Origin of the sequence: Parabacteroides hominis (assembly GCF_014287585.1) — a bacterium.
Lineage (GTDB): Bacteria > Bacteroidota > Bacteroidia > Bacteroidales > Tannerellaceae > Parabacteroides > Parabacteroides hominis.
In genome coordinates this window covers 84029-98123 of record NZ_JACOOJ010000012.1, presented here as the reverse complement: position 1 = coordinate 98123, position 14095 = coordinate 84029, and the positions used below count along the sequence as shown (strand labels likewise).

The 14095-nt window shown below is 47.9% G+C and carries 11 protein-coding genes; 1 reads left to right on the top strand and 10 read right to left on the bottom strand.

The genetic code is table 11. The features are described from left to right. Positions 1 to 603 carry a response regulator transcription factor gene (locus H8S65_RS09065; RefSeq protein WP_186929673.1) on the bottom strand — a complete coding sequence of 201 codons (603 nt, stop codon included), beginning with the start codon at positions 601 to 603 and terminating at the stop codon, positions 1 to 3. 5 nt (positions 604 to 608) lie between these two features. Further along, on the bottom strand, positions 609 to 1301 hold the full coding sequence (locus H8S65_RS09060; protein ID WP_186929672.1) for a hemerythrin domain-containing protein: 693 nt from the start codon (positions 1299 to 1301) through the stop codon (positions 609 to 611). Positions 1302 to 2061: 760 nt separating this feature from the next. On the opposite strand from H8S65_RS09060, the gene H8S65_RS09055 reads away from it, so the two are divergent. Next, on the top strand, positions 2062 to 5355 hold the full coding sequence (locus H8S65_RS09055; protein ID WP_186929671.1) for a DUF6383 domain-containing protein: 3294 nt from the start codon (positions 2062 to 2064) through the stop codon (positions 5353 to 5355). A 285-nt stretch (positions 5356 to 5640) separates the two neighbouring features. Here H8S65_RS09055 and H8S65_RS09050 read toward each other — a convergent pair whose 3' ends face one another. From H8S65_RS09050 to H8S65_RS09015, 8 genes are all read right to left on the bottom strand, one after another. Next, the gene (locus H8S65_RS09050) at positions 5641 to 6786 is read right to left on the bottom strand and encodes a Rid family hydrolase (RefSeq protein ID WP_186929670.1); all 1146 of its coding nucleotides are present in this window, start codon (positions 6784 to 6786) and stop codon (positions 5641 to 5643) included. Positions 6787 to 6895: 109 nt separating this feature from the next. Beyond that, positions 6896 to 7504 (bottom strand): response regulator transcription factor, encoded by a 609-nt coding sequence (locus tag H8S65_RS09045; RefSeq protein WP_186929669.1) that lies wholly within the window; start codon positions 7502 to 7504, stop codon positions 6896 to 6898. Between the two features lie 11 nt (positions 7505 to 7515). Then, the gene (locus H8S65_RS09040; protein WP_186929668.1) at positions 7516 to 8220 is read right to left on the bottom strand and encodes a hemerythrin domain-containing protein; all 705 of its coding nucleotides are present in this window, start codon (positions 8218 to 8220) and stop codon (positions 7516 to 7518) included. Positions 8221 to 8236: 16 nt separating this feature from the next. After that, positions 8237 to 9391, bottom strand: coding sequence for a Rid family hydrolase (locus H8S65_RS09035; RefSeq protein WP_186929667.1), 1155 nt, complete (start codon positions 9389 to 9391; stop codon positions 8237 to 8239). 15 nt (positions 9392 to 9406) lie between these two features. Then, positions 9407 to 10117 carry a hypothetical protein gene (locus H8S65_RS09030; protein WP_186929666.1) on the bottom strand — a complete coding sequence of 237 codons (711 nt, stop codon included), beginning with the start codon at positions 10115 to 10117 and terminating at the stop codon, positions 9407 to 9409. Between the two features lie 10 nt (positions 10118 to 10127). Beyond that, positions 10128 to 11342 (bottom strand): porin, encoded by a 1215-nt coding sequence (locus H8S65_RS09025; protein ID WP_186929665.1) that lies wholly within the window; start codon positions 11340 to 11342, stop codon positions 10128 to 10130. A 22-nt stretch (positions 11343 to 11364) separates the two neighbouring features. After that, positions 11365 to 12798, bottom strand: coding sequence for a di-heme oxidoredictase family protein (locus H8S65_RS09020; protein WP_186929664.1), 1434 nt, complete (start codon positions 12796 to 12798; stop codon positions 11365 to 11367). Between the two features lie 19 nt (positions 12799 to 12817). Continuing rightward, entirely contained in the window at positions 12818 to 14083 is a 1266-nt protein-coding gene (locus H8S65_RS09015) for an imelysin family protein (RefSeq protein WP_186929663.1), read from the bottom strand. Positions 14084 to 14095 lie beyond the last annotated feature (12 nt).

The following is a 14095-nucleotide window of genomic DNA, read 5'->3' as shown; positions in this document are numbered from 1 at the left end:
TTATAATTTGATGTCGTTTAGTTCAACTAATTTGTTAACAATGGCGTATACGGTCAGACCACTGGCACTGTGTACCTGCAATTTCCGGGCGATGTTGCGTCGGTGCGTGACAACGGTGTGTGTGGAAAGGAACAGGCGGTCGGCTATTTCGCGGTTTGTCATCCCTTTGACGACGCAGACCACGATTTCCTTTTCGCGTGTGCTGAGTGTCTGCTGTTCTTCGTTTTCGGCCTCCGCTTCCGGCGGCGTATGGAGGCGTTCCAGTTTGTGGCGAATCTCGTCCGGGCTGTCGTAGATGCTGATCTGGTCGTCGTAGGGCCGTAGCAGGGCATGGTCGGCGACGGCATACAGCAGGGCTATGCATTTCGTCTCCGTACAGCCGGTTTCCTCCCTGAGAAGCTGCATGGTGTAGCAACCGGGAAGCGACGGGTTGATAATCAGCATATCCGGTTTGTGCGAGCGAAGCGTCTCCTGCAAAAGCTCCGCAGTGGCTATTTCGATGATCTGGATGCGGAATCCGGGAAGCCGCTTCAATACCGCTTCGAGCCCGCTCCGGATGATGGCGGACGGTTCGGCAATCGCTATGTTTAATAAGGTGCTCATAGGCATCACTGTATTGTTTTTTCGAGAGCCAGGATCGCCGGCACGAAAAGATAGTCTTCCACATGATTATGGGAAGCCAGATCCTGTTCGGTCGCGAAGATGTCGAACAATACGCTGTTCAGCAGGTTGCTGCCGGGCCCCGGATAGTATTTGATCAGGATGTTTTTCAGCTCGATGATCTTCATCTCGATCTGGTCATGATGTTTCCTGAAGATCGTTATATTGTATTTCGGATCTTTCACGCCTTTCAGCAATCCCCGTACATAAGGGAATACCGTCTTTTCCTCATACGACATGTGTTTGTTCACCTCTGCCGCATATTCATCAAAGAATTTAGTGATGACGAACGCCACATCTTTCGGGCAGCCGGCAATCGCTTCCGTCAACTTGCGGCGGATATGGGGCAACCGGAAGTCCAGGAAATAGGCGTGTGCATTATGCAGATAAGTGATCAAAGCCTCGATCGACAGGCATTTGTCAATGTTTGTCATCGGCGCGGAGACCTCTTCCGTCAGAAAGTTCACGACGGTCAGGAACGTGCAGGGATCGACACCGTTTTGGCGGCACACCTCTCCGATGTTCTTTTCTCCGAATCCGAGTGCAATACCGAAGCGGCTCATAACAAGCACCATCGGATAATTCTCGCAGATCAGATCGCTCATTTTATCGGTCTCCCGATATTTACCATTCTTATACATAGGCTTTTCTCTCTTGTCTTGGTGTTTGAATAGCCAAAGATACAACTTTTTTTGTAAGTATCTCTTTCTGTAATCATTCCGTAGCTTTCCAGTTACGGGCCTCTTCGTTTTTTTCAGCATGTTCATTTGCATGAAAATAAATTTTCATGCCGGTGAAAATAAATTTTCTCACCGAGGAAAATAAATTTTCATGCTGGGGCAACAAAAAGAGGGATGTGTTCGGGGATTGGCCTCATCTTGTTCAGGGGAGGAATTCCGCTGGCGTTTTTTTGCCAAAATAGGGCCGAAAATGGGGCAAAATCGCAGAAAGGGCGATTTTGTCATTTTATCGTTTTTGAAAAGTGGTTGATTATCAGCCTAATATAAATCATTAATAATGTACGCATGTACCTATATTATAAGGGCGAAAATGGGGTGAAAATCGTTTGTAAGTGATTGAATATAAAAAGGATAGGAGGCATATTCAAAATGACTAAAGAAAACGTACGTTTAAATTCGTCATTTTTCAGCTACAAAAATACATATACTTTTTAAACCTGCAATCCTTTTCTCAAAGAAAATTTCTTTTTCTATATCCTTTCTTATCAATCAGATAGCTTACTTAGGACGAAAAACGCTCTTTTTAATACGAACTTCCCGTCACCTCTAAAAAAATGACTAAAAAAAACGTACGTATTCGATTTCAAAAGACAATAGTTAACAAACGTACGATAGAACTGAACTTTTTATAAACATTAGTATTAATATTAAATTTAGAATTATGAACAAAAAGTTTTCTACTCTTTTGGCAGGACTTGCATTGTTGGGTGCGATGAATGCCAATGCAGGGGATCCTGTAACATCCTTGAAGAAGACGGGTAATGGCTTGTACCAATTGAAAGCTGATGATGGGGTGTTAGCTATGACTCCTAATGGCGCTTTGAGATTGGAAGCTACTACTACTTCTGCAAATTTAGCAAGTACATTGTGGTGTGTTGAAGTAACTGAAGAAGGTTATGGTAAAGCTCCTATCTTCGACTTCACAAACAAGGCTACCGGCCAACGTCTGGATATCCAGTATGCAGGTACTTTGTTGGAAGGTTTGGGAGGAAGTACGCCTACTTATACTGATACTGATTCTACCCGTGTAGGTGGTGAAGTTTCAGGTTGGGCTTATTTGAACCAGTACACATCTATTCCGGTTGCAGAACAAACAGGTAAGACCCTGTATTCTTATTTCAAAGCCGACTCTGTAATCGGTTTGGTTGCTGATGGCACAAATATTCAGGTTACGAAGTTGGCTGCTGCTGAAGCTTATGCAGATGCTGCTACAGGAAGTGATTTAACAATGTTCTCTCTTGTAGAAGCCGACATGATCCGTTTGCAGGCTCCTGAAATCAATACTATTTTAGGTTTACAGGCTGCTGATAAAGGCGTAGCTTTGACATTTACACCGGATGAACAAGGTGAAAAGGTTACCGTAGCCAACCCGTTCAACGGAAAGAATGCAGGTAAGTTCTTGGCTGAACCAACTACAGGCGGTGATGCTGCTGATTATGTTTTCGTACTGACTACTGACAGTTCTTATTTGCGTGTCGATACTTCTATCGTCAATGCAAGTGGCGAAAGATTCCGTGCATTCAAATGGTCTGATCTGAGCTATGCTAAACGTCAGGCAAGTACAGCTGCAACAAAGCCGACTTCTGCTGCTGACTCTATTAGTAAAGTAACAGGTCTTGCTGATCAGTATAAGTTTGCTTTCTCTTATTATCCTTCAAAAGATAGCTTGGTAATCCAGGTTAAATCTGCAATGGATTATGATCCGGAAAACGCCACTAATGGTTCTAATTGGGTAGCTGATGCTGATGCAACAGTGCTTCCGACAACAGCTGGTGGAAAAGGCACGAACAACTTCGTAACCGTTCAGGATTTGATCGAAAATAAAGTACGTATTGTAACTATCTATGACAAGAAAGAAACTGATATCAATTTAGGTTTCAAAGGTTGTGAAGCCGGTTACAACGGTCGTACTTCTATTGCTGACGGTCTGTATTTCATCATGAACCAGAAAGGCCAGTACTTGGCTTCTCCGATCCACAAGGATGGTGATTTGGAATGGGTTACTGTTAAAGCAGACGAACAACTTCCTGCTCACATGCCGGCTTACCAGTGGGTTGTATTGAAGAAGAACACAGGTGATAAAGTGAAAGATTATTCTCCTGTAAGTGTAACGAACCGTGAATATCCGACTCAGACAACTCTGTCTCAGTTGATGCAGGCTGAAGGTGCAAAATATATGACTGCTTCTGATGCTCTTTATCAGAGTGAAGATTCTCTGATCTTCGTGCAGGTTAAAGAAGCCGAAGGTGTTAAGGGTAACGCTGCATTGATCGCTGAAGCTTATCAGGATACATTGTTAGGTTACAAGAACATTCCGGATGCCAAGTTCTTCTTAGATGAATATACATTCAAATATCTGCACCCGTATGCAACTGGCGAAAACAGCAAGTATCTGGCTAAGGGTGACGGTAAAGACTCTCTGTTGAACGTATTGAATGGCAAGGACGCTTTCCGTCTGGTTGAAAAGAAATGGGCTACATTTGGTTATGCCGGTACTACGGCTGAATTGAATAGAGCCGGTATCAAGAAACTTTATAGAGTTTCTTATTCTATCCAGTTGAAAGACGCATTCATGGGTGAAGCCGCTGAAGACAAATATGCAATGTCTAAATACTTCGGCGCTCCTGCTGACAGCTTCTTCTTCAAAGAAAACAACCATCATGAAGGTGAATGCTTCTATGCAATCGTAAAAGCAGAGGATACTGAGATCGGTGATTATAAAGCCGGTGTAACGGATGATATCCTGGATGCAACAGTAAAAGTTCAGCCACTGGAAGAAACAAGAACATCTGCATTTGCAATCAGCCCGGACAACACTCCGTTGTATCGTCGTTTCAACAATGTAAATCTGGATGAAAGCGCAACTGACGGCCGTGATAGCCTGAGATTCTTCGAAAATGTTCGTAAAGAATATCTGATGGATGAAAACAACCGTGATGGTGGTTTGATGGATGAAAATGTAAACTATGCCGGTATGTGGACTGCCGATAAAGCAACAGGCTTGGCATTCCAGATCGATACTGCTTGGGTTGGTCGTGGCCGTGGTTATATCAAACCACAGTACCTGATCTCTGTAAATCATAAGGATTTCGAAGGTGTAGCCGGTACTCCTTGTACGGAAGGTGCTCCTCATATCAAACCTGACGGAACTTTGACTGACGATCCTATGGAATGTAAACATGCTCATCCGGCTATTCCGGGCTTCGAAAGAGCTAAATATCTGGTAAGCTTCCAGGATTCAGTTGCTCTTAACGGTCTGGATAAACCTTATGCAGATATCGCTGGTGGTTATACTCGCGTAGGCTTTGTTGAAGGTATCCGTATCGCTGATACATTGTGGGTATTGCCGGCAGAATACAGAAGCGTGGCTAACGACAAGATCGACTTCAAAGCATTGGCAAAGGCTGATTCTACTATGCGTGCTGATTATGGTGTAGGTATCAAGAACCTGTTGTCTGGTGACAACCACAAGAACTACACTTGGTCATTCCGTTATGTACATCCTGAAAATGCTGCTAACGTAACTGCTGAAGGTAAAGAAAACTCATTCCTGTTCGAATCCAACAACTATGACGGCGAAAATATCGCTCCTGAAAATGCAGCATGGTTGAAGATCCAGAACGGTTGTGTTGTTCTGACAAAAGATCCTTCTTTGTTCGCTAACGCTAAGACCGGTGGCGACGGCGCCCTGATCTTCAACGTTGAAAACAAAGAAAACGACGAATTGGCTACAGACAATGAAGTAATCGCTACATCTGAAGTAACTGTTATCGCTGGTAACGGAAACATTCAGATCGCTAACGCTGCCGGCAAGAAAGTTGTTATCACTAACATCTTAGGCCAGACAGTTGCTAACACAGTTATCACTTCAAGCAACGCTACAATTGCTGCTCCTGCAGGTGTAGTTGTAGTAGCTGTCGAAGGCGAAGAAGCTGTTAAGGCTATCGTTAAATAATAACGACATATTCATCATAAGGTAGAGATGCGGGTAACCGTATCTCTACTCAGATTGAAATAAAGAATTTATAATCAAATAATGAACCACGTGTCCGGTCTTTCCGACCGTTCAATTACCCCGCGAGGGCGAACAAGTGGTACATTAATACTAAAGTAAAAAATAAGAATGCTGCCCGTACTTCTGTGAGGAAAGAGAGCAGACAAAAAACAAGCCCCGGTTGTATTCGTACTGCCGGGGCTTCGTTATTATTCAAATATAGGAATATCGAAAAACTATTTCTTGTTATAATGCCGCAAACCGTTCATCCCCTTTTGCAGTCACCGCCGTACATTCCATCTCGACCAGCCAGCCGGTCCGGCAAACCGGAGCACGCACGATAATATAAGGGAGATTCGGATGATGTTCGTCCATATACTGCTTCACCCGTGCATAGTCCGCCGTATCGCGGATATAGATCACCGCCTGCATGATATCGTCTAAAGTGGCATCCGCCTCTTTCAGCAGGGCTTCGATATTCCCGATCATCCGGGAAGCCTGTTTCATGACATCGCCGGCGTGTACGATCTCCCCGTACCGGTCGATACTGGCTGTACCGGAGATAAAGATATGGCGGCGGTCGCCGTAGGTGACAGTTGTTCCCCGTTCGAACGTGACGCCATATTCATACGTGCGGTTCAGGTGTTCGGGAGCGTATAGATAGCGGATTTGTTCAGGGCAAATACCGGAAACGGCATACGTGTCCATTGTCACGAACACCATCGGGTCGAAATAGCGGCCCTCGATCCCCGTACTGGCGATGAAATGAGTTTCTTCCGTCAGGTTCTGTGTCGCGAACACCTCTTTGCGGGCTTTTACCACACCCGGATAATTTACGTCTACATTCTGTACGAAGATCCACGTACGCAGGCAGTTGGCAGCCAAAGTGCAATGGGCTTCCGTCAGTTGCAGGATATAATCGCGGAAGATCAGGCGGGTCTGGTATTCCGAATTGGCCGCCCGGTTGCATTGGTTGGCGCCTAAAAGCTGGCCGTATGCACCGTGATGCGCCTCGAACAACCCGCTCGGCAATACCTGTGTCTGTACACCGGTCTGCAACCAGGCCCACAACGCAATCTTCGTCCCGTTCATCGGAGCCTGCTGCACGATAGACAGTGCGCAATAGGGAAAAAGGCGTTCCCGTTCCATCAGTTTGTCGGTCTGATTGGTTACGTCGCTCAGGAAATAACGCCGGAAGATGGCGACCGGATTGCCGGGCAACTCTTCTGCACAACGCATATAAACATCTTGTATATGCTGCAACTGAGAGTGAAAATCCTCCATGCAGTCCGTCTGCTGGAAGAAGATATGGTATTCTGTTATACCTTTGGATGATTGGAATGAGGTGATTTGCACCTCCGTCGTGCCGTATGTTTTTCTTATCAGGTTCATATATGTATTGTGTTTTTGCGGTATAGATCGTAAAAATAAGGTTATTTAATTGAAAATTGAAAATTGAGAGTTGAAAATTACTTAATAACGTAAGGAACGGTACTGTTTTTTAGCCGTTCAAGTCCTTCAACTCTATCAATTTGTTCACGATGGCATAGACGGTCAAGCCGCTGGCACTGTGCACCTGCAATTTCCGGGCGATGTTCCGGCGGTGGGTGATAACGGTGTGGGTGGACAGGTACAACCGGTCTGCAATTTCCCGGTTTGTCATTCCTTTCACCACACAGACGACAATTTCTTTTTCCCGGCTGCTCAGTGTCTGCTGGTCGTCGTTTTCTTCTTCTTCGGGCGGAACTTCTTCGGCGTTGAGGCGTTCCAGTTTATGTTTCAACTCGTCCGCGCTGTCGTACACGGATATCTGGTCGTCGTAAGGGCGAAGTAGGAACGGGTCGCTCACATTATATAGAAGGGCGAAGCATTTCATATCCGGACAACCGCATTCGTCTTTCAGATGTTGCAGGTTGAAGCTCCCCGGAATGGAAGGATTCATAATCAGAATGTCCGGCTTATAAATGCGTAAGCCCTCTGTCAGACAGTCTGCCGCTGTAATCTCGGATATCTGGATACGGAATCCGGGTAAGCGTTTCAGCAGCGTTTCCAGTCCGCACCGGATGATGGCGGACGATTCGGCTATCGCAATTTTAATGTTAGTGGACATGGCAGGTGGTTTTATTGTTTTTCTAAAGACAAAATAGCAGGCACGAAGATGTAGTCTTCTACCCGGTTATGAGAGGCAAGGTCCTGTTCCGTTGCGAAAATATCGAACAAGACACTGTTGAGCAAGTTACTGTCCGGTCCCGGATAATACTTCAGGATCAGGTTCTTCAGTTCCGTGATTTTCATCTCGATCTGGTCGTGCCGCTTACGGAAGATGGTGATATTGTATTTCGGGTCTTTCTTCCCTTCCAGCAAATTGCGGACATACGGGAAGACGGTTTTCTCTTCGTACGACATATGCTTGTGTACCTCTTCGGCATATTCGTCGAAGAAGCGGCGGATCACGAAAGCCACATCTTTCGGGCAACTCACGATCGCCTCTGTCAGCTTGTGGCGGATATGGGGAAGACGGAAGTTCAGGAAATAGTCGTGTGCATTATGCAGATAAGTGATAAGCGAGGAGATGGAGATATCCTTATGGACCTCCGCTACCGGGACTGTCTTCGTTTCCGTCAGAAAGTTGACGACAGTCAGGAAAGTATGTGTGTCGATCTTATTCTGCCGGCATACTTCCCCGATGTTTTTCTCTCCGAACCCCAGGTCGATACCGAAGCGGCTCATCACAAGGACCATCGGATAATTCTCGCATATCAGGTCACTCATCTTGCTTGTTTCCCTGTATTTTCCGTTTTTCATGTTTTCCATATCTTTTATCATTAGTATAGTAGGTTGATTATAAGCATGCATATTGAGGTGCATCCGCCGGTACGACAGCTATGCATTCCGTTTCGATCAGCCAGCCCGGACGGCACACGGGAGCATGTACGATCAGGTGTGGAAATGACGGATAGCGGCTTTCGATATATTGCTTGACGACGACGTAATCAGCCGGATCGCGCAAATAGACGATCGCCTGCATGATGTCCTCTAATCCGGCATCTGCTTCCTGGAGCAAGGTGTCGATGTTTTCCAGCATGCGTTCCGTCTGCTTCAGGATATCGCCCGGATATACGATCTCGCCTTTGTTGTCGATACTTGCAGTCCCGGAAATAAAGATTTGTTTCCGGTCGCCATAGGTTACGGCTGTCCCCCGCTCGAAGGTCACCCCGTATTCGTATGTCGGATTCAGGTGGGTGGGAGCATAGAGGAACTGGATTTGTCCGGGCTGCAAGCCTTTTACGGCATAGGTATCCATCTGGACAAAAACGTCCGGATCGGCATGGCGCCCCTCTATTCCCGTACTGGAGATATAATGGGTCTTTTCCGTCAGGTCTTGCGTGAAGAAAACCTCTTTGCGGGCTTTGACGACGCCGGCATAGTTGACATCCACGTTTTGGACGAAGAACCAGGTACGGATGCAATCGTTTGCCAATTTACATCCCTGCTCGGTCAGTTGCAAGACGTAATCGTTCAGCAAAAGCCGGGTCTGGTACTCGGAGTTGGATGCCCTGTTGCAAGAGCCGCCGGTCCAGTATTGCGTATAATGGTTATGTTCGGCTTTCGACATTCCGTTTTTGATCGTTTCGACGGCGATACCGGTCTGGAACCAAGTCCACATGGCTATTTTGCTCCCGTTCAGCGGAGCCTGCTCCACAACGGAAAGCGGGCAATAGGAATTTTCGCATTCCCAAGCCATCACCAAGTCGGCCTGGTTGGCTGCGTCGCTCAGGAAATAGCGGCGGAAGACGGCGGTCGCATTGTCGGGCAACGCCTCCTGGACAACTGCCGCGTAGGCCCGTTGGATATTCTGAAGTTGTCCGGAAAACGGCAAAGTCCGGTCCGTAATAGCAAGCAGGACGTGATATTCGGCAACCCCGCCTTTCCCGGTAAAAGTAGAAATTTGAACTTCGACAGCTTTGTCTGTATATGTCTTTTTGATATAATCCATGTAGTATGTGCTTTCTTATTCTTTAGCTCCGTTATTGATCCAATCGTCGAGCAACGTCAGGGTGCTGGACGTTGTGATGATGTTGGTATGATCGTATTTGACAATGTTTTCGTGCAGGATGACGTGTAGGAAACTTTCCTCCGCACTTCCCGGCTTGACCAGCTTCAGCCCTTCTTCGCTTTTATCGGCCACGACATCGACCAGGGCCTTGTAGCTTTTCCCTTCCGTGAGGTACAGCCCCGCAGCAGGTTCCGTGCTCCCTCCGTGGCAAGCCGTACAGGAACGGTTGAAGATTTCGGTCTGGATGCTGTTGAACATGCCGGCATCCAGGTTTCCGGCATCCAGGCGTATGGTATCCGCCTGTTCCGTGTAGTCGGCGGTATAAAAGCTGGCGATCCTTTTACGCAGCTTGTTGATGACACAAACTTCGATCTGCGTGACTTCGCCGGGAATACCGGCCAAGACCATGTCTATCGTCCCGTCGGCCGTCTGGCTAATCCCTTTTGCCGTTTGGGCGAAAGCATTGTCGGGAGTGAATCCGGCCAGCACGACGCTGTAGCCGCCCGGCCAGGAATCGACCCCGCTGATTTTGGCGGTCAACTTCACCGTTCCTCCCTCTCTTTCCGTCTGACTGTTTTCATCATATATCTTGCCATCGTCACAGGAGATGGCAAGACCGGAAAAGAGCAACAGTCCGAAGATGCATGAATAAACTTCTCTTTTCATGACGTTACGATTAGAAAGTGTACTGAAGTAAAACGGTTCCGGAATGCATGGCCAATCCTAAGTCGTCGTTGTCGCGGTCAAGCTGCGTGTCATGCCCGGTACGTCCGATGAATTGATACATGGCTTGCAGTTTCAGGTTGCAGCCGGTGAAGAAATAGTTGAAACCGACAGCCGGCATATTCAGGAAACCGTTTGTGTCCAATCCGTTGCGGTTGAAGAAGTCATAGCGGGCTGTTGCCTGCAATTTGTTGGTAACGAAATAACCGCCTTGCACGTAACCTCCTAAATAGTTATAGCTCTCGTCGATTTTCTGCCGTTTGGTAAAACCAACATTCATATAATAGATTTCAGCGCCGAGATACAGGCGGTTCTTCAACATGGCGAATTCGGCTCCTGCCCGGAAGTCGTTCGTACTTTCGCTTTCGCTCTCCACATTCAATGAAGTGGAAAGACCGAACAACATCTTGTCTTCCTTCAAGCGGTTCGGGCTACCCTGGTTTGACGGCATGACTCCTTTCGGCATATAAGTGACGCGGCCGGCATACAGCAATGACGGGATATGCCAGTCGTCGCTGAACGTTTTGGACGCCACGTTGACGGAGCTTCCCGTTCCGTTGAAAATCCCCACTTCGTAGCCGAACTTCTCTTTAACCAACCCGTGTACTTCCACTCCGAGGTCGAATCCCATGCCGATATTCGGTGTCACGGCATTAAGGGAATAAGGCAGGATAACGGATGAGGTGAGCGATGCCGGCAATGTCGGCATTAACGTCTCGCCCAGCGTAGTCAGGTAAGCGTGCGAGAACGGAGTCTTGAACTTGCCGACACGTATGGCGAAGCTCTTCTTCATCTCTACGTCGAACCAAGCCTGTTGCAGGATGTTTCCTCCGCTTCCGGCGGCATTGATGGAGAGGTTGAATGTCACCCGATCGAATGCCTTGCCCGTGAAACCGAGGATGGCGTAGGGGATCGAGAAACCGCTGTTGTGTATATTGTCCTGATTGTAGGCCGGGTCCAGCCCTTCATCGTCGTAGTAGTTGATGTTAGCGCTGGTCTGAACCAACATATAAGGTTTGAAAACAAAATCCCCCTTCTTGGTAGCGATCGTAAAACCTTCTTTGCCGTTTAATGATACGACACCGTTTTCCGTATCTTCCTCATATTGGGCCATGACGGTCAACGGTAAGAGTAATAATGCCGCAATTATGATTATCAGTTGTTTCATTTTAGTCTGTCTTATGGATAAATTATAAGGAGTTGAGGAATGCGATCACTGCCTCACGCTCTTCCTTGCTCATTTGTTTGAATAAATTTTTAGAGGCTTCCCCTTCGCCGCCGTGCCACATGATGGCTTCCGTCAGGTTGCGGGCGCGTCCGTCGTGGAGGAAATAGGTATGACCGTTGACTTTCTCCTGCAGTCCGATGCCCCAGAGCGGCGTGGTACGCCATTCGTTTCCTCGTGCTAAGCCGCTGACATAATTGTCGTTCAACCCGACTCCCATGATTTCCGACCCCATGTCATGCAGCAGGAAATCCGAATAAGGATGGATGGTCTGTCCGCCGAGCCACGGCAAACGTGTGCCGTTGAGCAGCGTGGAACCGCCCGCTTGCGTATGCAGCGTAGTGACGTGGCAGAGATGGCATTTCGCCTCGTAAAACTTTTGTTCTCCCAAGATGACCTGAGGGTCGTTTATGTTGCGCCGCGCCGGCACGCCGAGGCTTTGCATATACAGGTCCACATCTTCCATATCGGCGGTCGATATATCGAGCTGGTCGTACGAGAGTCCCATCATGCTGCCCTGGTTGATCTGAGCCTGCCCTTCGCAAATCTCTTCCGGATAGCGGCTGTTGGTCACGCCCATGTCGCTTGAAAAACCCAGTTCGACGGTCAGGTCGAGATGCTGCGCCTTGTTGCCGGAAAGGCCGACACCGGTGACACCCTTCTCGGTGATATAGTTGCAACGTCCGCTGATGCCGTATTCGGGATAATTGCTTTTGGCTGCAAGCGCTTCGATTTCCCGGCGGTCGATCGCCATCATCTGCCCCATGCCGACGTGGCGTAACGGGATGCGTACGGTACAGAACAAATCTTCCGGGGCGATACTGTCTTTATACCATTCGGTTATCGTGTAATTGGGTTTGCATAGTTCGTAAGTCTCCCCGTCGGGGAAAGAAAAAGTCTGCTTGTCGTATTTGACGGACAACTTGCCTTCCGGTTTGACGCCGTAGATGGCCTGGTCGTGCAATACCCGCCCGTAGTCGCGGAAGAAAGCACCGTTGCGGCGGGAAATATAGACAAGCATGGAAGAGAAACCGTAGTTGCCCGATCCCCCGTTTTCCCACAATGTCGGCTTGGTCCTTCCTGCGTTGCGATGGCAACTGCCGCAGGAATAACCGGCATAGACAGGTCCGAGGCCGCCTCCGTCACCGTTGTTGCTGGTGCGTACGTCGTCGTAGAGACCGTCGCCATTGTTGAAACGGATCGAGTTGGCTCCTGTTATCCAGTCGGCGTTCGTGTCATAGGCGACCGATGAGTTTAGGAAAATCGTTGAAGTCCCTGCTGACAGCGCATATCCGTTCGGGACATTTATTTTATCCATATCCATTTTATCCTGCTCTTCACAGGCAGCGCATGCAAAGAGCAGGAATAGTGAGGATGTTAACACGTAAAATTGCTTCATATATGTCTTAGATGCACGTTTATTTTGCTCCGTCAACAGTACGGGGTTGTCCGTCTTTGAACAGGAGATATTCCAATGTATGGTAACCACGTACGCTCTGTGCGGCCCCGATGGCTTCATCTTCTTCGTCAAAGTTTCCGCTCCATTCCAGATCATCCCAGTTCTGGGAGTTCAATACCTGTACGATACCGTTCTGGTCCAAAGGCCAGCTGTCCATGTTCGGGTCCAGACCTAAGTTGTCAACCGGGCCGATAAGGAAGGCTTCGCTCTTTTCCCACGGTTCGCGTGCCGTGATCCATAAGTTGCAAGCCTTTTCGAAGTTGTCGTTGCTTGGGTTCTGTCTGAACTGGTTCACCGCATCCAGCAAAAGTTTGTTCTTTTCCTGCAAGTCTTTGTAGGTCGGAAGAACGACCGCATCGACAAACTGTTCGGCTATTGCATCCAGGTCATCGTCGTATTCAGGATCGCTGAAAGTTTCGTTTACATACGGTTTTACTTCGTTTAGCAACAGGTTGGCCAGCTCCATGCAAGTGTTCATCGCCGCAACAGATTCTTCACTGTCGATATTGTTGCGGAACGGCTGCGGAATAGCCTGGATCGCCTTTGCAGAAGCGAAAATCAGGGTTTTGATTTCTTCGTCGAGAGCCGGGTTGGTAGATGCGATCAGTTTTGAGAGCGAGTGCTCTGCGATGTCTCCTTCATCGTCGAAGTCCTTGTAAGAGTTGAACGCGCTCAGGTTTCCGTCCACTTTGGACACGTCGTTGTCGTCGATACGTCCGTAATATGTGTTACGGATGGAAAAGATATTGTTCGTATAGTCGTCACGCGAGTGCCAGCTATACCATGATTCGACGGCATAAAGGCCGCCTTCCTTGTCGCCGCTCGTATATTTGGTATACGGGTCCTTGATCTTGGCGTCACCTACTTCGTTGGCGATATTCCACATTCCACCTTCAATCATCTGTCCGATACAGTCGAGCGGGCTTTTATAGGCTCCGGCAGTCTGGTCTTTGAAGATTGTCGAGTACGGGCCGTGTGAACCCTGTTCATCGACGTAGTCGGTTACCCAGGAGTTGTAGAGCGTGGTTGCATCGTTGTTCAGCAACATTGCCACGTTATACATATAGTTGCCCCATGCACTGGCGTTTTCAGAACTGTAATCCAGGCTGACCGGATCTTTTCCGCCACCATCCGGTTCCGGATCGTCGTTGTCGCTACATGCTCCCATCGAGAATGTCATGGCGAGCGATAAGGCTGCCAGATAGAAATAATTTTTCTTTTTCATTTTGTTGATAAG